A 20686-nucleotide genomic window follows, 5' to 3' on the forward strand; every position below is an offset into this window, starting at 1 on the left:
ACGCCGGGGCCGGCGGGTCGGGCCGGCCCCGAATAGCAGGGCGGCTCCGCCGGCCCCGCCGGCCCCACCGGCGGCGACCGTCGAGGACCCGCCCGCCCCGCCGACCCCGCCATTGCCGATCAGCCCGGCCGGCCCGCCGGGCCCGCCGGCCCCGCCGATGCCAGCCGCTCCGGATCCGCCGGACCCGCCATTGCCGTACAACCACCCGCCGGCCCCGCCGGCAGCTCCGGTGCCCGGCTTGCCGTTCGCGCCGTTGCCGATCAGCGGGCGCCCCGTCAGCGCCACGCTGGGCGCATTGAGCACATCAAGGGCATTCTGCAGGGTCGACGCGGCGGTGGCTTCGGCGACCGCATACGAGTTCCCACCTGCGGTCAGGGCCTGTACAAACTGGGCATGAAACGCCGCTGCCTGGGCGCCGACGGCTTGATAGGCCTGGCCGTACGCCGCGAAAACCGCCGCGATAGCGGCCGAGACTTCATCTGCGCCCGCGACCATCACCGCCGTCGTGCTGGCCGCCGCGGCATCGTTGGCCGCGGCCGTCGCTGAACCGATACTGGCCACCGCCGACGCCGCTACACCGAGCGACTCGGGAACTGCGATCACAAAGGACATCTGCTACCTCCAAATGAATCGCCCGCCAGGTCCTTGATTCTGGGGATGCGCGAAGATCTGGGCCCTTGCAGCCTAAAGTGACGTAGGTCACTTTTTCTGGGTTTGCCCATAATCAGCACGCCCTGTCACTTATCAGGTCAATCACCTCACACCGTTGGGAAAGCTGATAGCGCAGGCCCTAATAGTGCGGCGCTAAACCGGCTGGTACGTGAATCGAAGGTGACAAGGCAGGGCGAAGCAGCAAGGCGGCCGATCCGCGGACCGCGTTGTCGCGCCGTGCTCTCGAACCTTCGTGAACGTCTCTGCCCTGCCTCCGGAGCAGACGACCGCAGGTTCGAATCCTGCCCGGGGGCACCAGGCTTATCTTGACGTCTCGGTACTGTCAGCGCCTAGCCAGTCGGCGCCAGCTCAGCTCGGGAAGCCCGCCGGCGATCATCGCCTCGGTCGCCGTCGATACCCGGAAGATCCTGCGCCCAGGTGCTGAGCGAGGCCACCACGCTGTCCAAACGGCGATCAGCCCCGGTTACGTATTTCGAGACGGCTCCACCGATCCTCGATGCCGTCCGCACCAACAGATCCGGCTTGGCCGCGGTGAGAACAGTAACTGCTGCGGCAGGGGCCAGCGCTTCCAGCCAGGCCAGCGGACCTAGCGGTACACACCCGACGAGTTGGCTGAGGCCCGGCGTCGCGACGAGGGCGGCCAGCGTGGCGAACGTTCCCGCGCAGGTGCCGATCACCAGCGGATCGCGTGATTCCAGCAGCGTCTGCCCAAGTTGCGTGGTGACCAAGCCCACCAAACCCACCGTCGCTGCGCGTTGTGGGTTGGCGCGGGTGAAAGTCGCCATGCTCCACGACAGGCTTGCGCCAATCGTGGTGGCGGCAGCGCGGATTGCGACCGTGTGGGCGAGATCGTCCATGTTGATCCCGCGCTGGGAGGGTGGCCGCATGTTGCGGACCGCACTGACCGCAACGGCGGTGGTCGGAAAGACGTCGGTCAGCAGATTCACCAGCAGGATTTGCCGGGCGGTCAGCGGAGCGACACCGCGCACCATGGTTCCGTAGACGTTAAAGGCCACTTCTCCGGCGTTGCCGCCAAGCAACATCGCGACCGCGGCCTGTGCTTGCTGCCAGAGCCGCTGACCCTCATCGATCGCTTCCAAGAGACTTCCGACGCGCCCCTCGGTCAGCACCACGTCGGCGGCGCCGCGGGCCGGATCACTTCCGTGCGAGGACACGCCCACTCCCACCGCCGCGGCGCGGATCGCCGCGGCGTCGTTCGCGCCGTCACCCACCATCGCGCAGATTCGCCCGGATTGACTGATCTGCTGCACGATCTGCACCTTCTGCTCGGGTGACATCCGCGCATAGATGACGTGGTTCTTCACAACCTCGGCTCGCTCGGCAATCGACATTCGCTCCCAGCGAGCACCGGTGATGAGGCATTCGTCCGGGACGTCTAGCCCGATCTCACGAGCGATGGCTCGGGCAGTGGCCGGATGGTCGCCCGTGATAACCCGTACACCGATTTCCCGTTTTGCCAGACCGCGCAACAATTCCGTGGCGTCGGGCCGGGGTGTGTCAGTGATGCCGAGGAATCCGAGCAGGCGCAACCCGTGGCCGCATAGCGGTTCCAGTCCCTTCTGGTCAGCGATCTCAAGATCATCCTGGGTCAACATCCGCTCGGCGACGGCGATAACGCGTAGCCCGCTGGTGGCCATCCGATGGACATGGGTCAACAGCGCCTCTCGGATAGCGTCGTCCTGGCCCTCGACGCATGCCGCAAGGACGACCTCCGGTCCGCCTTTGACCGCAAGGGTATGGCCGTGCAGGCCCGCCGCGTAGGCCCGCCCGGCGCGAAACGGCAACTCGCGGTCGCGCTTCGGCTGAGATCCGGCACGGTTAATGACCGCGGCGTCCGTGGCTTGCAGCGGAGCATGCTCGTGGATCGGCACCGGAGTCGCCAACGCAGCCCGCTGCAAAATCACATCCTCGTCGAAGCCTGGCTGCGCGGAGATCTCGGTCAGCACAAGGCGGTTCTGACTGAGCGTTCCGGTCTTGTCGAAACATACGACTTCGACACGGCCCAGTGTCTCGACCGACCGCGGGGCCCTGACTAGAACATTTCGCTTCGTCAGGCGCCTGGCCGCTTCGCGCTGGGCCAGGGTCGCCACCAGTGGCAGACCCTCGGGCACCGCGGCAACAGCACAGTAGACACCGCTGGTGACGGCCTCCCGAATTCCCGATCCACGCAGCAATGCGGTGGCAACCACCCCGGCACCGCCGGTGAGGGTCCAGGGCAGGACCTTCGCGGTGACCCCGGCGAGCTGTGCATGCAGCCCAACTTCATCCCGTCGGCGGGGGGCTAACGCCATAGCCCTCCCCGCTGCGGTCGCCCCGCCGACCGCAACGACCACCGCTCGACACACCCCGCTCAGCACGGTCGACCCTTCGTAGATCATGCAGGCGCGTTCGGCCAGGGGGCGGCCCGGTGTCGGCGTGGGGTTCTTAGTAACGGGCAACGATTCACCGGTCAACGACGACTCGTCCACCTCCACGGCCACTGCGCTCAACACGCGTGCGTCGGCGGGAACGACCTCACCTGATCGGACCTCGATGATGGTTCCCGGCATTAGTTGCTTGGTTTCGATGAGCTCGAACTGGCCGGGCCAGATAACGACGCGCGCCGGTGGCGTCTGGGCGCTGAGCATCTTTGTCAGCTGACGATCGGAGTTGATTCGTTGCGCAGCCGAAATCCCGGCGCTGCCCAGTAACACCACGCCGACGAGAGCAGCGTCTATCGGCGAACCGATGAGCGCGCTGGCCAGCGCGCCGGTAGCGAGGATTGGCGTGAGGGGGTCCTGCATCTCGTGCCACATGGCCTCAGCGATGTCTTTGCTGCCGTCGACGAGTCTGGCGGCTAGGGCCTCCAGCCGCGTTTTCGGCCGCTGCCGAACCACCGGTGCGGGGCGGGCCAACTCCGACCGCAGAATTCGCAGGCGTTCCTGCACTTGATCGGAGTCCAGCGCATGCCACTCGATGTCTGCGGCGGCTGGTGGATCCGCCTGCATCGACACCCCTCGCGCGATCATGTACCCGGGTACAAGCGCGAGCGCGGCGGCTGCGATGCTTGGACGCAGGCCCGCTGCCCGCACGCCCGGCAGCAGTGTGAGCGAACCGAGTACCGTTCCGGCGGCTGCCAATTCGACGCCACGCCGCGCCGCCGACTTAGCCGCGGGTATGGCGTTGACGACCCGACACGCAACTTTCAGACTTGGCAGCAGCACGTCCGCCGTCCACGCAGACGGCCGATCAGGGGCCTCGATCGCCAGCGCAAGGTCCGCAGCTGCGAAAGCCTGTCGGAGCTCACGCCCAACCACGGCTACCACCTTGCCGGCCGACTGCAATCGCCGCACGGCGTCGCGGATTCCGAGATCGACGTCCTCACCCACGGGGAAGAGTTCGTCGAACGTCCCGCGCAGGTGCCCGGGATCGGCCCGATCCACCGACACCAGCTTCAGCTCGGCAGCGCGGGCCGCACTGATGAGCGGTTCCGCAAATGGATCCGCACTGCGCGCTACGACAACTTCCAAGTCGCGCAGATCGGGTAACTCGTGCCCCGGTGAGAGAGAGCATCCGGTGTGGACTCCGGGGCCGAGCAGACCTGCATCAATATCCATTTGGGCGCACTGCCACACCCTCGTGCGGAGTTCTCCATCTACCCCGCTGATCTCAGCAACACGCAAACTGTCACCGACAAGCACTGCTGGATCGACGATCAGCACATCGACACCATCGAGGCGGCGGAGCGCGTCGGGACGTAGGACCAGGCTGTGATGGTTCCGGTTCAATTCGGCGCAGAATGTGGTGGCGAAAGACTCGCGGGCGTAGTTGAGCGCCCGGGGCGCAGCGACGATCACCGCCTCGCTCGCCAACGCCGCGCCGCCAGTGAAAACGAGAGCGATGGCACCGGCAAGGCCCGCTGCCGTCGCGGCTCTCGCGTAGTTTTCGGAGGCGGTGTCCGGCACCGGCCGCGGCCGAGGCGATTCCGGCTGCGGCTCGCATCCAGCACTGATCGCTAACTGAGGTTCATGCTCTTTCCAGGCATCCACTGCCGCCAACGACTCAATAACTCGCAGGCTTCGAAGCAACATGTCGGCAGCTATCACCGACGGGGTGTGACCGAGCGATTGGGTGACGGCTGTTCCCAATGCGAGCACTGCGTCGGCACGGGCTCGCCCGAATGCCCGCTCGAACACCTTGCGTACATCGGGCTGTGCCTCGGCAAATGTTGTCGCAGCGGCAAACATTCGCGGCAACCTAGGCAGGTGTGCGACTTGCAACACCGCCGAGACCCCAAGCGCCACCACCTTCGCGCCCAACAGACTCACCCGGTTGACCAGTTCCGCGCCATCTCCGGGAAGGTCGGTCGCTGGGGCAAGGACCACCTTCTCCGGGCCGGACTCGGAGTTTTGGTCATCCTGACTGGCTGGCTCAACAAAAACCCGCTCGACCGCCTCTACCATAGCGACTAATTCCTTGACAGTCGGCCCGCTTGCATCAACATCGACGACCAACCGCGAAAGCGGCCAATTCACCTGTGTACGTGCAACACCCGCGGTGCTGGCGATTGTCTTCTCGAGGGCGGCCGTGTACTCGGTCGAGCGCGGCCCCTCCGGTAGGCGCAGCTCAATCCAGGCTCGGCCATTACCGGACCAGGTGCGGCGGGGACGCTCACCGCCTAACAGCTCGGCGGCGGCGGCGGCGCCGCCGGCGACCGCCATGCGAAGCCCCAAGACGATCCGTCCGATGACCATGTTCGCTTAACCGGCCCTCTCTCGATTGTTAACCATTGCGCATTAGGCTCATCCCGCTTGTACGACTGGCTGCACCATATGTATTGCGGGAATCTAAGAAGCAACATTGAGAGGCTCCCAAAGACAAACGTGCGGTAAACGATTCGCCAACCGTGCCAACGATTCGGAACTCGGAGATCCCGTGACGCTCATCGAACGAGCCACCAAGTCAGCCACTTCGGTAGCTAATGAGACCGTGACAACAATTAGCCAGGTCGGGAATGCGGTCGCCGAGGGCGTCGCCATTACGATAAGTGACATTCAGGAAGGTATCCGCGAGGGCCGCGTACGTCCGCACACCATAGTGGCCGCCGCGGCGATCGGACTGGTCACACTCGTCGAATGGCCCGTCGTCGTCGCGGCCGGCGGTGCCGCTGTGATCGTGGGCAAACTCAAGAAGCGGCCGTCCAAAGACCCACAGTAAGGACCCGTCCGATCCGGAGAAGGGCGCGACGCGGTGTGCTCAACTGGCTGCACAAAGTCGTGCCCGGCACATGCGTGACGTGTCATCGGGCGCCCAAGTTTCGCGTGCCATGGCCCATGCGTTCGGTCGATGCGAACCGCCTCGTCACAAGCACACCAGGTCGGGGTTGCGTCCTTCCACGGCGGCGGCGCTTCGGGCAGGAGGGTCGATTTCCTACTCATCCGACATCTCCATGTCGACAAGGACTTATTGAGAATCCGTCAAGGCCCGGTGCCGATTCTGAGGCCAAGCACATCAGTGCTACCACAAGTCAGATCAGCACAGGAGATCCACTATGTTCACTCGCCGTTTCGCTGCCGCTGTGGCCGGAGCCACTTTGACCGCCGCCACCCTCGGCCTGGCCGCACTCGGCTTCGCCGGGACCGCCACTGCAAGCTCGGTCGACGATGCGTTCATCGCGCAGCTTAAAGCAGATGGGATCACGCCGCCGACTGCGGCGCGCGCCATTAGCGAAGCGCACGCCGTCTGCAACGCTCTGGACGAGGGGCAGTCAGCAAAGGAGGTCATCAACGCGGTGGCCGAGTCGACCGGTCTGAGCGCCAAGGGCGCTAAGACATTTGCCATCGACGCCGCGTCGGCCTACTGCCCGCAGTACGTGACCTCGAGCTAACAGTCATCACGAAGAGGTGGGGACCCAGCCGGGTTCCCACCTCTTCGTCTGTTCGGTGCCGAGCCGCGGCCCGCTAAAGCAGACCTGCCGCCCAGCCCCGCCAGGGTGCATGCTTATTCGGTGAGCACAAGCAGCCTGCTCACCCGCCGTGGCGTCATCCGGGATTACCTGCAGGGCGCGGTCTGGGTGCTGCCGACAGTAGGCGTTGTGCTGGGCCTCGGAGCCGGGGCCGCTCTGTCGCTAATTCCCGTGAAACCCGGCTCGCTGGTCGACAAGCTGATGTTTCAGGGCACGGCCGGCGACGCCCGGGGGGTGCTGATCGTGGTATCGGCCACGATGATCACCACTATCGGCATCGTCTTCTCGCTGACGGTCCTGTCCCTACAAATCGCCTCTAGCCAATTTTCGGTCCGGTTGCTACGAACCTTCCTGCGCGACGTGTCCAACCAGGTGGTGCTGGCGATCTTTGCCTGCACCTTCGCTTACAGCACCGGTGGCCTGCACACCGTCGGAGAGCACACCGACGGAGGAGCCTTTGTGCCCAAGGTCGCGGTCAGCGGGTCCCTCGCGCTGGCGTTCGTCAGCCTTGGCGCACTGATCTACTTCTTGCACCACCTCATGCACTCGATCCAGATCGACACAATTATGGAGAAGGTGCGGATGCGCACGCTCGCGCTAATCGACCAGATGTATCCGGACCCGGAGACGCCGGATCAACAGGTGACAACTATGCCGAAACCCCCACCCGAGGCGTTGCCGCTGTTGGCTCAGCAATCGGGCTACCTACAATCCGTCGACGTCGACGACATCGCCGAAATTGCAGCAGCCAGTGGGCATGCGGTGCTGCTGGTGACCTTCGTCGGTGACTACGTCACCGCCGGCGGCTTGCTGGGCTGGTGCTGGCACCGCGAGACAAAGCCGGGCCCGCCAGAGTCGGCCGCCGCGCAACAATGTCTACGTCATGTGCACATCGGGTTTGAGCGCACCCTGCACCAAGATGTCCGGTTCGGTCTGCGGCAGTTGGTCGACATAGCGCTGCGCGCACTATCGCCGGCGATAAACGACCCATACACCGCAATCCAAGTCGTGCATCATCTTTCGGCCGTCGAGTCGGTCCTGGCAACGCGGGCACTTCCTGACGACGTTCGCCGTGACGGCGCCGGGCAGCTGCTCGTGTGGCTGGCAAACCCCGGCTTTGCCGCCTACCTGCAGGTCGGATGTGGACAAATCCGCCGCTACGGGATGCACGAACCGCTAGTGCTGGCGGCGCTGCTGCAGCTGCTGAGCGCGGTTGCGCAAAACTGCGTCGACCAGGCGCGCCGCGCGGCGGTGCAGACGCAGATCGCTTTGGTGGTCCGCGCTGCACAGCGCGGACTGGCCGACGAAGCGGACCGGGCACTGGTTGACGGTGCCGCAGCACAAGCAACCGAGGTCGTCGAGAAACCCGGGACTCTAGCGCCGCCGTCGTCCGCATTCGGTCAGGTGGCCGCGGCGCAGGCGGCGGCCTCGACCATCACCGCTGCACCCGGCGAACACCCGAAATAATGGAACTCTGATTACTCCGGGCTGGTTGACACCGCCGTCCACTTATTCCACGCATCACCGAAGTTGAGCGCGACCAGCGACGCAGGGTCGACATTGACAATTTCGCGGAAATGGTCTTGCCAGCCCCACCACACACTGATGTAGAAGACATGGTCAAACCAGCTGAGCTGATAATCGGGCGGAATCGACTCGCCCTTATTCTCCGGCGCGAACACGGCCACGGCCAGCAGACCCAAAATCGCGGTCTTGGGCAGCTGAATTTTGCCGTCATTTGCTATGCGGAGGACTGAGCTGGCGTTCACATAAGGGCTCACTTCGAACGCTACCGGTGACTCGTCGCCATGACCGTGCAACCACCGGTGGATCCCATACAGGACATCGGCAATGTCGGGCCGCTTATCTGGCAGCAAATCCGATCGCACCGCCACCGGAAATCGCGATTCCTCGAGGTTGACACCGGGTGTTGCCATTACACCGAAGATGTCGAGCGAATCCCGAATGACTTTCCGGAACCGGGAGCCGACTCCCACCGTCGGATAGCGTTTTCTGGCTGTCCCGTCGACGGCATTGCATGCGTGAAGCATGGCCACATCCCACACTTTCCGGTCCCACTGCTGCAGCGACTGCGCAACCGACTCGCCTACCGTCATGCGACCAGGCTATCGGCCGACGGCGTCCAAGCCTGCACCACCAAGCGCGTCGTGTCGCGGCGGCCTCCGGTCACCGTCACCGGGGCCCGGCCGGCAACGCCGCCACGGGCATTTCCACGGTTCCGCGGCACGGGCCACTGTAGATGTCGGTGTGCCAGCTACCGCGCAACGTCGCGTCGGCCTGGGGCGTGTAGTACGCCCACGACCGCGCGGGTGCCCACACTTTTGCGACCCCGTCTCCCATGAAGCAGTCCCACTGAAAATCGAAGTGCTCCACCCATCTAGTTCCGTCCCAGGCGTAGTGCGACGGCTGGGGCAGCGTCGGATTTTTCGGCGTCGGGCCATTGGTGGCCGTGGCGACGCACTGGGCGGTACACGCGGTCGTGAAAACATAGTCCGCGCTGAACGTGGGTTCGGCTTGGCTTGCGGCCTGGCTGGTGCCGGTCTTGTCTGCGGCGTACCGCACGAGCGAGTACCTACCGTTCCACGATGGCGTCGCCGCATCCGCCGGCACCGCAGGGGTCCAGAAGAGCGCGATGGCGGTGATCGCCGCCGCAGCACGAATTGTCGACCTCAGAGCCATTGTTCACATGCTGCAACTTCGACAACGCGACGCGATCTCGGCCCGGACACGATCGCGGATCCGCCGCGGTCCACCAGACTTTTGCAACCATGTCGTCGAGCTCGTCACCGAGGATCGCCGCGCGGCCGCTCGGCTCAAGTTCACCGGCAGTCGCCTTGCGCCGTTGCCCGATATCTGGGTCCGCGGTGATCTCGACGAACTGCGCCGCCACTTGACCAGCGGACGTCCTTAGCGCGTAAGAGGCTGCCGATCCACTGATCCCGCCCGCACAAACATGTTTCACTTGGCAACGTGTCGGACGGCATCGATTTCGGCCCTTCGCCGCAACCAGCGACCGATTGGGCTGTGCATAGTCGCAGCACCGACGCTTGGTTGCAGCGCGACGGCAGCCTGTATCACTACACGGACACCAAAGGTCTCAAGGGAATTCTCGACTCAGGCCAACTGTGGGGAACCCATGTCGCCTACCTCAACGATTCCCAAGAGTTCTCCTACGGCGTTGAAGCGATTTGCGCGATGATTCACCAATACGGAAGGGAGGTCAAGGCGATTGGCAATAAGCCGACCGATGAACTGGGTGCCAACGCGATTATGGATGTGTGCGCGAAAGTGCTGCGCGCCAAAAATCTCCTCGAAGAAAACCTGGGCCCCTTCGTAACGTGCTTTTCCGTATACGGTGACGAGCTAAGCCAGTGGCGCGGCTACGCAAACGGCGGCTACGCCATCAGATTCGACCGCGAAACACTCAAGAACAGTGTCAGGCAGACCACCGTACCAAGCGACCTGCCGATCTCCGGGTTACCATCGCGGCCCGCGCTGCGCTCAGTGGAATATCTGCCGGAAAAACAGCGCAAGCGCGTAACAGAACTTATCGACCAGCATGTCGACGAGTTAATTGAAGCGGCCCAACACAATACCCACGCCGATGTTGATTCAGCCCAAGAACGTCTCATCAAAAAGATCATCCCGCTGGCAGCATCCATTAAGCATCGGAAGTTTGTCGGCGAAGCCGAACAGCGGCTGGTATCGCATACCTCGGAGACATTCTATTCTCCGTCTCGCATCGGTTTGATACCACGCGTGCGGTTCGCGTTCGATCCAAACGCTATCATTGGCGTGCTGGTAGGGCCCAGCGAACATTGCGATGTGAAGATACTGTCGCTCTATCGTTATTTGCGGCATCAGTACCCCAAAGTCGAGGTCATTCGGTCGAATGTCCCTTATCGCGACATCTGAAATTTACCCGGATCGGGCTGTTATTTCAGCAGCCTGTTTGATCCGCCAAAGTGTTTTCTCGATACCGCGATTTACCTGGCGTCCGCGCGGGATAATCGCTTCGGCCAGTCTGTTAGTCACCGAGCACCACACGAACTGGAAAGTCTCGGTAAGCAACGTTCCCGACGACGACGGCTCCATGGTGTAGCGCCACCGCGTTTCCTGACGACCGGCGTCGTCGCTAAGCGTTGTGAAAGCGAACTCCCGGCCGCGATCGGCGGCGTTGATCACGACCGTTCTTTCCCAGCGCAGCCAGCCGAGCCGGTTATAACCCCTATACCGGGCGCCCGGGACCGCGGCGCCGGCGCCGTCCAACCACTCGCATCGGTAGCACTCAGGGCTCCATTCGCCCATCCGGGTGATATCGGCGACAAGGTCGTACACGATCTCTGGTGGTGCGGCGATGTCAATACTGCCGCGGCCACTGCGGGCTGTGGGCACGGACCGAGTATGTCACCTCGGAGCGACACGGTTCGGCAGCACATCCAAGCGGGAGGCTGGTACAAATCGACACGGTGCCCGATAGTCATAGCTGCAAGTGCACGCCCGCGTAGAAGTGGATGTTTATGCCGGATGACTTAGGAAGCACGGCCACAGCCAAGACATCGGCGACATCGATTTCTTACAGCTTCGCCGACCGCCGGATGCCATATGAGACGATGCACCGCAAAGTCATAGTCAGCGGTGACGATGCGCTGGCTAAGACGATCATTGAGGAGCTGAACAGCGCTGGCGCCGGGATTGTCAAGCTCGCCACCGACGAGCTCGCCGGCGCCGATCTCGCCCAGGCAGCTGCCATCATCTGCGCCGGGGACGACGACGCGACCAATCTGGAAATAGCCCTGCTGGCAAGGAAAGCCAGCGAGACCGTACGCGTGGTTGCCAGACTCGCCAATGACGTGCTGCGCGAAGCCATGACGGCCGATAACGGGCCGGGAGCGATCCTCGACGTGGCCGACCTTGCGGCGCCGTCGGTCGTTGAGGCATGCCTCGCCCATACGGCGCACCCCGTCGAGGCAGCCGGGATCACCTTCGTCGTTTCTGGAGCCGAGGCGCCGCGCGATGCGACCTTGCGCGAGATCTACGGCGATTTGGCCCCCGTGGCGGTAATCCGCGGGCAGAACTCCCCCACCCCCGGCGAAATGGTGGCGTGCCCAGGGCGCGATGTGCAGGTCCATACCGGCGACTGGACCGCAATGATCGGCACCGCCGAGGAGTTGGCGGCCCGTGGCGTCAAGGTTCCTCGTCCGACGGCAACGCGAACCCGGATGCCCCGGCTACGGCGACTCTTCGACGGCATCCGAACGCTGCGCAACGACATGAACCCAATGTTTTATCGCGCGTTGGCGGCCATGCTGATCCTGCTGACCGGGTCGACCATCGTGTTGCGCTTCGCCTTTGAGCATCCTTCGGGGATTACTTGGGTCGACGCGTTGTATTTCAGTACGGAGACAATCGCGACAGTGGGCTACGGCGACTTCAGCTTCGTCCACCAACCTACCTGGATGCGGCTGTTCAGCATCACGTTGATGTTCGCCGGCGTGACGACCACCGCCATCCTGATCGCATTCATCGCCGACTTGCTGCTGTCGCGCCGCTTGACCCACTCGGCTGGGCGGCGGCAGGTGCGCCATCTACGCAACCACGTGATAGTGGTGGGGCTAGGTTCTTTCGGCATCCGCGTCGTCAGCGATCTCACCGCCGCTGGTTACGAGGTTGCAGTGATCGAGTGCGACGAGAACAACCGCTACCTATCGTCGGCCGCAGAACTTGACGTGCCGGTGATCTTCGGGGACGCCACCCTACCCCAAACGCTGGAATCGGCCCGCGTCGATCACGCTCGCGCGGTGGCGGTGCTCACCCAGGATGACATGGTCAACATCGAGACCGGAATCGTGCTTCGCGAGATGCTGGGAGCCCGGATCATGCCGAAGGCCCACCGCGGTAAGATCCCTATTGTGCTGCGCGTTTACGATCGCGCGCTGGGCAGCGCGGTGGCACAGCGGTTCGGCTTCGAAGGCGTGCGTTCCACCGTGGAATTGGCGGCGCCGTGGTTTATCGGCGCGGCTATGGGACTCCAGGTGCTGGGAACATTCTCGGTTGGGCAACGCTCCTTCATGGTCGGTGCCATGAAAGTGGCCACCAGCAGCGAGCTGGATGGGGTGCCGATGTACGAGCTATCCACCCAGACCCGTGTGATTGCGATCGCGCGACCGGACGCGCCGGTTACCCTCCATCCTCGTCGTGACACGCGACTCCAGGCCGGCGACACCGCTTATGTGATCGGTCCCTCGCACGAGCTTCTTGCCACGTTGTCCAAAGGACAACCTCCCCAACAATAGCGAAGCCTGCACCGGCGACCGCGGTCGATTAGAACTCGCCGGCCACGTCAGCCGCACACCGCAGCTGACCGATGTCCGAGCTAGTTGGAATGAGTTGAACCTCGTCGGTGCCGATCTGCTCGAAACGTCGCAGTATCGCCACCAACTCCTCTTCGCTGCCGGCCCATCCGGTCATCGGCGCCATGGCGTCGACGTATTCGGCCGGGATCCAGTTCAGGTAGTGCCGCAGGTGTCGATGCACCTGAGCACGGGCGTCGTCCTGGGACCCTAACGCGAACCAGAACGAGGTCCCCAGATGTGGTGTGGCCTTACCGGCTTCGGCCCAAGCGGCCCGCGCCACTTCGTAGAGCTCGTTCTGCCTGGCCACGTCGAGGTCGAGGGTGGTGCCGGCCAGTCCGTCAGCCCAGACCGCGGCGCTGCGGACGGTCTTCGGGCCAATGGTTCCGACGAGGAGCGGCGGCCCGCCAGGCTGGACCGGCGACGGGCCGATCACCCGGACCGAATCGGTGACTTTCTCGCCTGCCCACACCCTCTTCATCACCGCCACCCGGGCTGCCATGCCCCGCATCGTCTGGGTCTTGGGGTCGGCCCCGACGGCGTGATAGTCCTCATGCCTGCCGCCCACCCCGATTCCCACAGTCAACCGCCCGCCGCTGAGTACGTCTCCGGTCGCCAGGGCCTTCGCCAGTAGCACCGGATCGTGCAATTGCGGCACCATCACCGTCGTCACCAGGCGGACCCGATCGGTCCAGGCGGCCAGCGCACCCAGCAAGGTAAGGGAGTCGGGATTGTCGAACGCGATGCGCTCACCCCAGCACAAGGATGAAAACGGGCCGTCGTCGATCGCGCGGGCCCAATTCTCTAGCACCCTTGCGTCGAGGTCGGGCTCCATCACGGGCATAGTCATAGCTATCTGCACGAACGCGATTCTGGCAGCATGGGGTGGGTGGGTTTAGCCAGCACGTCGATTGCGCATGTCCGGTTCACGGTCACCGACATCGAGCGATCCCGGCAGTTCTACGAAAGCGTCTTCGATTGGCCGGTGCTGGTAGAGGTTCCCGCGAATGCCGATGAGGCAACGCGGCACCAGTTGTCCTTTCTGTTCGGCGGTGTCATCTACGACCTCGGTGGCGCGCTGCTCGGGCTGCGGCCGGTGGCACACGACTGCTTCGACGAGGATCGCACCGGCCTGGACCACATCGCGTTCAGGATGGTCGACAAGGGCGAATTAGACGCTGCAGCTGCACATCTCGACGACCTGGGCATCGCGCATGAGCCGGTCAAAGACATTGGCCCGGCATACATTTTGGAGTTTCGCGACCCGGACAACATCGCGTTGGAGCTCACCGCGCCGAAGTAGGGTGGCGGCTTAGGGAGGCGAGACGATGGCGATCAGCTTCAACCACACGATCGTGGCTTCACACGACAAACAGCAGTCCGCGCAGTTTCTGGCCGAGTTGTTCGGCCTGCCAAGCCCAGTGCCGTTTGGCCCCTTCATGGTCGTCGCACTCGAGCACGGTGCCAGTCTCGATTACCTCGACGTGTCCGAGGACGAGGAGATTTCACCGCAGCACTACGCGTTCCTGGTTTCAGAAAACGAGTTCGACACCATCTACGGCAAGATCCAATCGCGCGGCTGGCCGCACTGGGCGGACCCAGGAGCTCAGCGTCCCGGTGAGATCAACCATCGAGACGGTGGTCGTGGGGTTTATTTCCCCGATCCGGGCGGCCACTCCATGGAGATCCTCACCCGGCCGTATGGCTCCGGCGCTTAGTCGCCGCTGCGTGTCGAGCCGTGCCGCTTGCTCTCCTGGTCCCGGTAGTCGTCTGCCAGCTTGGCGACATGCTCGGGCAGGCCGCCCCCGGCGACGTCGGCTAACGTCGTTTCCTCCAGCACGGAGCGCATGCTCGCGCGCAGCGCCCGCCAGACGTCGGTCAGGGCCGCGGTGGGCCCGGAGTACGGCAGGTCACCCAACCCGATGTCACGGACGCTGGCCAGCGGTCCGTCGATGCAGCGCAGCACGTCGGCAATGCTGATGTCGGTTCCTGGACGCGCCAGCGTATAGCCACCTTCGCGGCCGCGGTGGCTGCGGACCAGGCGGTCGGTGCGCAGGTTGGTCAGGATGTCGACCAGAAACTGGGGCGGTATGCCCTGAGCTTGGGCCAAGTCGTCAGTCTTGACCACGGTGCCGCTGTCTGCTGCCGCAAGTTGGACCATCGCCCGCACGGCGTACTCCGCCTTGGCCGACATCCGCATGCTCAGGATTGTGCCACCCGCCAAGGCGACGACGCGCAACGCGCAGCGTTGCGAGGAAGAAGCCAGCGCTCACCAGCGTCGAGATCGACGCCAGCGTGAAAAATCGCGAGAAGGTGTGACGCTGACGTTGATCTCGGCGCAAGGACACGAATTTGCGCAACGCGCAACGGCTCGAGGAAGATGAGCCGCTGCGGCGCGGACCCTGCCTCGCGCTCAGTCCGGCAGTTCCAGTAGATCGATGACCATCTGCGCCTGCTCGTCAAGGCTGCGATCTAGGGTAAGCCGCAGATCAGGTTTCTTGGGCCGCTGATACGGGCTGTCGATGCCGGTGAAATGGGTTATCTGGCCTGCGCGCGCTTTGGCGTACAAACCCTTGGGATCTCGCCGCTCGCACTCCTCGATCGGCGTGTCAAGGAACACCTCGAAAAACTCAAATCCAGCCTCGGCGTGGACTTTACGGGCCATCTCGCGGTGCTCATCCAGCGGGCTGATCGCCGGCACCATGACGATTTGACCGGAGTCGGCGAGTAGCGTCGCCACATATGCCAGCCGACGCAAATTCTCAGCACGGTCCGCCATGCTGAAGCCTAGGTCTGCGTTGAGCCCGTGCCTCAAGTTGTCTCCGTCGAGAACGTAAGCAGGCACGCCTTTTTCGAGCAACCTCCGCTCGACCAGCATGGCCACCGACGACTTGCCGGCACCCGAAAGTCCGGTCAACCATACCGTCTTGCCCCTACCCGCCCGATCCACCGCGGTGACCAACGACTGGTGCCGCACGGTATCCGGGCTCGCCGCCTGCGCGGTGACATCACGCAGCACCATGCCTGCCGCCACCGTTCCGTTGGTGTCTGGATCGATGAGGATGAACGAGCCGGTGCTGGCATTGCGCGTGTATTCGTCCAGTAGCAGCGGTACTTGCGTGCGCAGCGTAATGCGTCCAAGCTCGTTGAGCTTCAAAGCCGTCGCCGCCTTGTCACGGTGCAGAGTGTTGACGTCGAGCCGGTAATCCAGCCCCGTAACGCGGGCGCGCGTGGTTCGGGTGGTGTGCTTGATGACGTAATCGCGACCGGGCTCTAGCGCCATGGAATCCGCCATCCAGCACACGGTCGCATCGAACTGCTGCGCGACCCTAGGTTGGTTGTTGGCACGAGCGATCATGTCGCCTCGTGAGATGTCGATCTGATCGGTCAGGCTGATCGAGACCGCCATCGGCGGAAACGCTTCTGGCACTGGACCGTTCGGTCCCTCAATGGCGGTGATCTTGGTGGTCTTGCCGATCGGCAGCACGACCACCTCGTCGCCGGGACGCATCACCCCGCTGGCCACGGTGCCCGCGTAGCTGCGGTGGTCTTGATGCTGCAAAGTGTGCGGCCGGATGACGTATTGCACCGGGAAGCGCACGTCAACCAAGTTTCGATCACCGGCAATATAAACCTCTTCGAGATGCGACAACAGCGCTGGCCCCTCGTACCAGGGCGTCTGCTCCGACTTGGTCACGACGTTGTCGCCGTTCAACGCAGAAATCGGAATTGTGGCCACGTCCTGGACATCCAGGCGCGCCGCGAAGGCGTGGAATTCGTCGCGAATCGCTTCGAACTTTTCTTGGTTCCAGTCGATCAGGTCCATCTTGTTGACCGCCAGCACAATATGCTGAATGCCCAACAACGATGACAGGAAAGCATGCCGGCGCGACTGCTCCAACAAGCCGTGTCGGGCGTCGACCAGCACGATCACCAGTTGGGCGGTCGACGCGCCGGTGACCATGTTACGCGTGTATTGGATGTGCCCCGGGGTATCGGCAATGATGAATTTCCGCTTGGGAGTGGCGAAATAGCGGTAGGCGACGTCAATGGTGATGCCCTGTTCGCGTTCGGCCCGCAGACCGTCGGTGACCAAAGCCAGGTCCGTGTAGTCGTGGCCACGTTCCCTGGATGTCTGCTCCACCGAGGCCAATTGGTCTTCCATAACAGCTTTCGAGTCATACAGCAGCCGCCCGATCAAGGTGGATTTGCCATCGTCGACGGATCCGGCAGTTGCGAGGCGCAACAGCGTCGTAGGTGCAGTCATCAGAAATACCCCTGCCGTTTGCGGTCTTCCATTCCAGCTTCTGAAATCCGGTCGTCAGCCCTGGTTGCCCCGCGTTCAGTCAGCCTGGACACCGCCGTCTCGGCAATGACTTCAGCCACTGTTGCAGCATTGGATTCCACGCATCCGGTGCAGGTGACGTCACCGACGGTGCGGAACCGCACCGTCGCCTCGAATACCGGCTCGTCGGCGCGCGGCGGCAGATGCCGGTGTGCGGCCAGCAGCATTCCGTCGCGCTCGAATACCTTGCGGCGGTGCGCAAAATAGATCGACGGCAGCGTGATGTTCTCGTCGCCAATGTAGGACCAGATGTCGAACTCGGTCCAGTTCGACAACGGGAAGACCCGGATGTGCTCGCCCTTGTGGTGGCGCCCGTTGTAGAGGTTCCATACCTCGGGCCGCTGGGCTTTGGGATCCCACTGACCGAATTCGTCACGAAAGCTGAACACTCGTTCCTTGGCCCGCGCCTTCTCCTCATCACGTCGGGCTCCGCCGAAGGCGGCGTCAAATTTGTTCTCCCGAATGGCGCGCAGCAACGTCACGGTCTGTAACGCGTTTCGCGACGGCGGGATTTCGACGACTCGGCCGGCGTCGATATCGTCTTGCACCAATGCCACCACCAACCGCACCCCTGATGCGGCAACCAGCTCATCACGGGTCTCGATGACCTCGTCGAAATTATGGCCGGTGTCGACGTGCATGACCGGGAACGGCAATCGCCCGGGCCTAAACGCTTTGAGCGCCAGGTGCAACATGACGATGGAGTCCTTGCCGCCGGAGAACAACAGCACCGGCCGCTCGAATTCCGCGGCCACTTCCCGGATGATGTGCATCGCCTCGGCTTCCAAGGAGCGCAAATGGCTCAACTCGTACTGCCAGGGCGCGGGTCCAGCCTTCACCTTGGTTGCCATGCTTCCCTCGTTCTAATATCTGGTAATTCTGGTAGAACTGGTCATGTTTACGGTCATTGTCATCTATAGAAGCAGTCACGGTCGCCGCTGTCAACGACAGCGTGTGATCTTTCCGGCTTCGCCGAAGCAACCGGGGGCCACACATTGGGCCACTGGGCTTTGTAGCGCCGAGGATGTGGTCAATTGCCGCTGCGAGTGTGAGTCGGCCGATAGGTGCGGCGAGACGCGCTGGCAGATGAAGAGGCTGGTCTGGATTCGGCGCCACCCGGAAAAGCCTCGGCCACCAACGCGGAGTTCCCGTCATCACCGCAAGGTGCGAGATTGGCGTCTACCGCAGCAACCGTTTGCCCGGAGCTCCCGCCGCGCCATCTCGGCCCAAAAACCCGCCGCCGGCACCGCCGTTACCCCCCGCACCAGGATCGCCAGGCAAAGCTCCTGAGTCGAGTTCGCCGGCTCCGGAGTTTCCACCGCTGCCGCCGGCACCGCCACCACCGCCACCAGGCTGCAGGAAGTCGCTAATTCCGCCGTAACCGATCGAGATCCAGCCTCGGCCCCCGGAACCGCCGTCGCCGCCGTCGCCGCCGTCGCCATTGGCGCCGACCTCTCCAAGGCCGTTAATGCCAGCATTCCCGCCAGCGCCACCGTTACCGCCTCCGCCGCCGGTGCCGCCGGGGCCGATCAACCGAGTGTCGCCGCCGGTTCCCCCGATACCACCCTGACCCCCCATCCCGCCGTTGAACGCGTCGCCGCCTTGACCACCGATTCCCCCCATGCCGCCAATACCACCGGCACCGATCACCCCGCCGGTGCCGCCGTGACCGCCGGCACCGCCCGCACCGCCCAGGCCGCCGGTCCTGACCGGGCTGCCAGGATTCGCAGCACCGCCAACGCCGCCGGTCCCACCGTGCCCGCCGGCCCCCCCGTTACCGAACAGCCACGCGTTGCCGCCGGCCCCGCCAACGCCGCCAGCCTGGGCGGGGAAGGCAACTCCACCGGCCTTACCTGTCTCGCCGGCCCCGCCGGTACCACCGGTTCCACCGTTGCCGATCAGCCAGCCACCGTCGCCGCCAGCCCCACCGGCCCCGGGGGCGAGCACGGAGTTTCCGACACCGCCGGTCCCGCCGGTTCCGCCGTTACCGATCAGCCCAGCATTACCGCCGCGACCGCCGGCCTGCCCGAGCGCGCCCGTCGCGCCGTCGCCGCCGTTGCCGAACAACCACCCGCCATCGCCGCCCGCCTGGCCAGGGAGGGTGCCGTCGGCGCCGTCACCGATCAGCAGGCGCCCCGTCAGCGCTTTCGTCGGCCCGTTGAATGCATCCAGAACTTGTTGCTCGGCCGCCGCCATCGCACCGACCGCATCAGCGCTCGCGTACGCGTTCATGCTGGTCTGCAGGTTGCGCACGACCTGGTCATGAAACGCCGCCATTTGCGCACTGATCGCCTGATACTCCTGACCGAACGACCTGAATAGTGCCGCGACGGCCGCTGACACCTCATCGCCGCCAGTAGCCGCAATCGCGATGGTCGGAAACGTGGCCGCGGCATTGGCGCTAGTGACCACGGCGCCAATGTTTGCCAACTCCGCTGCCGCCCCGTCGACAAACTCCGGCACCGCAAATACAAACGACATTTGTTTCCTCCAGTCGGTCCGATGCCGCGCCGGACGAACACCACTTACGCCCGAAGCCCAGCAAAGTCTGGAAATAGGACCTTGAACAAACCTTCAGAGGCTATGAAATGGGCTGGTCAGCTATAGCGTGACCTCGCTGAGCTTGCCGGTGGCGACGTCGAAGACGAAGCCGCGCAGGGAGACGTGCTTGGTGACGAACGGGCTGTTTTCGATGCGGCACAACGACTGCCGGATGTCTGCTGCGACATCAGGGAAGGCCTCGGCCGCCCACGGGGGTTTGACGCCGATCTCGTCCTGGATGGCGCGCTTGAAGTCGTCGTCGGTGAAAGTGAGCATCCCGCAGTCGGTGTGGTGGATCAGTATGATCTCCTGGGTCCCCAGCAATCGCTGGCTGATAGCTAGCGATCGGATGACATCGTCGGTGACAACCCCGCCGGCATTACGGATAACGTGGGCCTCCCCCGCGTTGATGCCGAGCACCCGGTAGATATCGAGCCGGGCATCCATGCAGGCAACGATCGCAATGTGTTTGCTGGGTGGCAGTGGAAGCGGCCCCTGGAAAGTGCTTGCGTACTCGGTGTTGTGAGAAAGGTATTCGTCGGTGACCGTCACGCCAGGCTCCTCGGGAATCGGTGTCTTACTGCACAGAACGATGCCGCCCGAGGATCGTAACAATCGGCTGCTCGGATATCAGCCATCACAATCAACCGTATCGGATTCAGCCCCACGATATGCCCCGGGGCTGATGCCCGACTCAGTTGGATTTGCCGGTTGCCCCGGTTGAACCGTCTTGGCCGAACAGTAATCCGCCGGTGCCGGCGCTGCCGGCGACACCACCTACACCCGGCT

At 63.9% G+C, this 20686-nt stretch carries 19 protein-coding genes, 1 tRNA gene and 1 pseudogene; 9 read left to right on the forward strand and 12 right to left on the reverse strand.

From position 1 onward, the window contains the following. A partial coding sequence (locus F0Q45_RS30260; protein ID WP_373424990.1) for a PGRS repeat-containing protein occupies positions 1-303 on the reverse strand: 303 nt, incomplete at its 3' end. Positions 304-393: 90 nt separating this feature from the next. Beyond that, positions 394-612 (reverse strand): annotated as a pseudogene (locus F0Q45_RS30265) (PE family protein); the annotation flags it as partial. Positions 613-885: 273 nt separating this feature from the next. Here F0Q45_RS30265 and F0Q45_RS15485 point away from each other — a divergent pair. Further along, a tRNA-Arg gene (locus F0Q45_RS15485) sits at positions 886-969 on the forward strand. A 32-nt stretch (positions 970-1001) separates the two neighbouring features. Here the strand turns inward: F0Q45_RS15485 and F0Q45_RS15490 are convergent. Continuing rightward, positions 1002-5426, reverse strand: coding sequence for a cation-translocating P-type ATPase (locus F0Q45_RS15490; RefSeq protein ID WP_149654782.1), 4425 nt, complete (start codon positions 5424-5426; stop codon positions 1002-1004). A gap of 181 nt (positions 5427-5607) precedes the next feature. On the opposite strand from F0Q45_RS15490, the gene F0Q45_RS15495 reads away from it, so the two are divergent. The 3 genes from F0Q45_RS15495 (at position 5608) to F0Q45_RS15505 (ending at position 8104) form a co-directional block, all read left to right on the forward strand. Then, complete coding sequence (locus tag F0Q45_RS15495; RefSeq protein ID WP_149654783.1) at positions 5608-5889, forward strand: hypothetical protein; 282 nt, start codon at positions 5608-5610, stop codon at positions 5887-5889. A gap of 334 nt (positions 5890-6223) precedes the next feature. Then, a complete protein-coding gene (locus F0Q45_RS15500; protein WP_149654784.1) occupies positions 6224-6559 on the forward strand; it encodes a DUF732 domain-containing protein in 336 nt (111 codons plus the stop codon). Between the two features lie 48 nt (positions 6560-6607). Beyond that, the gene (locus tag F0Q45_RS15505) at positions 6608-8104 is read left to right on the forward strand and encodes a DUF2254 domain-containing protein (protein ID WP_149654785.1); all 1497 of its coding nucleotides are present in this window, start codon (positions 6608-6610) and stop codon (positions 8102-8104) included. Between the two features lie 11 nt (positions 8105-8115). Here the strand turns inward: F0Q45_RS15505 and F0Q45_RS15510 are convergent, their stop codons facing one another. Continuing rightward, a complete protein-coding gene (locus F0Q45_RS15510) occupies positions 8116-8754 on the reverse strand; it encodes a hypothetical protein (protein ID WP_149654786.1) in 639 nt (212 codons plus the stop codon). A gap of 76 nt (positions 8755-8830) precedes the next feature. Next, a complete protein-coding gene (locus F0Q45_RS15515) occupies positions 8831-9268 on the reverse strand; it encodes a hypothetical protein (RefSeq protein WP_373424991.1) in 438 nt (145 codons plus the stop codon). Here F0Q45_RS15515 and F0Q45_RS29360 point away from each other — a divergent pair. Further along, complete coding sequence (locus tag F0Q45_RS29360; RefSeq protein WP_262491026.1) at positions 9201-9569, forward strand: hypothetical protein; 369 nt, start codon at positions 9201-9203, stop codon at positions 9567-9569. The genes F0Q45_RS15515 and F0Q45_RS29360 overlap by 68 nt on opposite strands. Positions 9570-9628: 59 nt before the next feature. Continuing rightward, a complete protein-coding gene (locus F0Q45_RS15525; RefSeq protein WP_149654788.1) occupies positions 9629-10573 on the forward strand; it encodes a DUF2971 domain-containing protein in 945 nt (314 codons plus the stop codon). A 3-nt stretch (positions 10574-10576) separates the two neighbouring features. Here F0Q45_RS15525 and F0Q45_RS15530 read toward each other — a convergent pair whose 3' ends face one another. After that, positions 10577-11053 carry an SRPBCC family protein gene (locus F0Q45_RS15530; RefSeq protein ID WP_149654789.1) on the reverse strand — a complete coding sequence of 159 codons (477 nt, stop codon included), beginning with the start codon at positions 11051-11053 and terminating at the stop codon, positions 10577-10579. Between the two features lie 218 nt (positions 11054-11271). Here F0Q45_RS15530 and F0Q45_RS15535 point away from each other — a divergent pair, with 218 nt between their 5' ends. Further along, positions 11272-12954 (forward strand): potassium channel family protein, encoded by a 1683-nt coding sequence (locus F0Q45_RS15535; protein ID WP_149654790.1) that lies wholly within the window; start codon positions 11272-11274, stop codon positions 12952-12954. 28 nt (positions 12955-12982) lie between these two features. Here the strand turns inward: F0Q45_RS15535 and F0Q45_RS15540 are convergent, their stop codons facing one another. Next, complete coding sequence (locus F0Q45_RS15540; protein WP_149654799.1) at positions 12983-13861, reverse strand: LLM class flavin-dependent oxidoreductase; 879 nt, start codon at positions 13859-13861, stop codon at positions 12983-12985. Positions 13862-13900: 39 nt separating this feature from the next. On the opposite strand from F0Q45_RS15540, the gene F0Q45_RS15545 reads away from it, so the two are divergent. Continuing rightward, positions 13901-14314, forward strand: coding sequence for a VOC family protein (locus F0Q45_RS15545; RefSeq protein ID WP_149654791.1), 414 nt, complete (start codon positions 13901-13903; stop codon positions 14312-14314). A 25-nt stretch (positions 14315-14339) separates the two neighbouring features. Beyond that, positions 14340-14729 (forward strand): VOC family protein, encoded by a 390-nt coding sequence (locus F0Q45_RS15550; protein ID WP_149654792.1) that lies wholly within the window; start codon positions 14340-14342, stop codon positions 14727-14729. Here the strand turns inward: F0Q45_RS15550 and F0Q45_RS15555 are convergent. From F0Q45_RS15555 to F0Q45_RS15575, 5 genes are all read right to left on the reverse strand, one after another. Beyond that, entirely contained in the window at positions 14726-15211 is a 486-nt protein-coding gene (locus F0Q45_RS15555; protein WP_149654793.1) for an Rrf2 family transcriptional regulator, read from the reverse strand. The genes F0Q45_RS15550 and F0Q45_RS15555 overlap by 4 nt on opposite strands. Before the next feature lie 213 nt (positions 15212-15424). After that, complete coding sequence (gene cysC, locus F0Q45_RS15560; protein ID WP_149654794.1) at positions 15425-17278, reverse strand: adenylyl-sulfate kinase; 1854 nt, start codon at positions 17276-17278, stop codon at positions 15425-15427. After that, the gene (gene cysD / locus F0Q45_RS15565) at positions 17278-18207 is read right to left on the reverse strand and encodes a sulfate adenylyltransferase subunit CysD (RefSeq protein ID WP_149654795.1); all 930 of its coding nucleotides are present in this window, start codon (positions 18205-18207) and stop codon (positions 17278-17280) included. The genes cysC and cysD overlap by 1 nt, the downstream gene beginning before the upstream one ends. Before the next feature lie 328 nt (positions 18208-18535). After that, complete coding sequence (locus F0Q45_RS15570; protein ID WP_149654796.1) at positions 18536-19837, reverse strand: PE family protein; 1302 nt, start codon at positions 19835-19837, stop codon at positions 18536-18538. A 120-nt stretch (positions 19838-19957) separates the two neighbouring features. After that, entirely contained in the window at positions 19958-20449 is a 492-nt protein-coding gene (locus tag F0Q45_RS15575; RefSeq protein ID WP_149654797.1) for a beta-class carbonic anhydrase, read from the reverse strand. Positions 20450-20686: the final 237 nt, after the last annotated feature.

It is taken from the genome of Mycobacterium simiae, from assembly GCF_008370645.1.
Classification (GTDB): domain Bacteria; phylum Actinomycetota; class Actinomycetes; order Mycobacteriales; family Mycobacteriaceae; genus Mycobacterium; species Mycobacterium simiae_A.

What these genes read in the sequence shown, in the direction of transcription:
- F0Q45_RS15490 (WP_149654782.1), bottom strand. Translation starts at nt 5,426, where the DNA reads ATGGTCATCGGACGGATCGTCTTGGGGCTTCGCATGGCGGTCGCCGGC.
- F0Q45_RS15500 (WP_149654784.1), top strand. Translation starts at nt 6,224, where the DNA reads ATGTTCACTCGCCGTTTCGCTGCCGCTGTGGCCGGAGCCACTTTGACC.
- F0Q45_RS15510 (WP_149654786.1), bottom strand. Translation starts at nt 8,754, where the DNA reads ATGACGGTAGGCGAGTCGGTTGCGCAGTCGCTGCAGCAGTGGGACCGG.
- F0Q45_RS15535 (WP_149654790.1), top strand. Translation starts at nt 11,272, where the DNA reads ATGCACCGCAAAGTCATAGTCAGCGGTGACGATGCGCTGGCTAAGACG.
- F0Q45_RS15540 (WP_149654799.1), bottom strand. Translation starts at nt 13,861, where the DNA reads ATGACTATGCCCGTGATGGAGCCCGACCTCGACGCAAGGGTGCTAGAG.
- F0Q45_RS15550 (WP_149654792.1), top strand. Translation starts at nt 14,340, where the DNA reads ATGGCGATCAGCTTCAACCACACGATCGTGGCTTCACACGACAAACAG.
- F0Q45_RS15555 (WP_149654793.1), bottom strand. Translation starts at nt 15,211, where the DNA reads ATGCGGATGTCGGCCAAGGCGGAGTACGCCGTGCGGGCGATGGTCCAA.
- cysC (WP_149654794.1), bottom strand. Translation starts at nt 17,278, where the DNA reads ATGACTGCACCTACGACGCTGTTGCGCCTCGCAACTGCCGGATCCGTC.
- cysD (WP_149654795.1), bottom strand. Translation starts at nt 18,207, where the DNA reads ATGGCAACCAAGGTGAAGGCTGGACCCGCGCCCTGGCAGTACGAGTTG.
- F0Q45_RS15570 (WP_149654796.1), bottom strand. Translation starts at nt 19,837, where the DNA reads ATGTCGTTTGTATTTGCGGTGCCGGAGTTTGTCGACGGGGCGGCAGCG.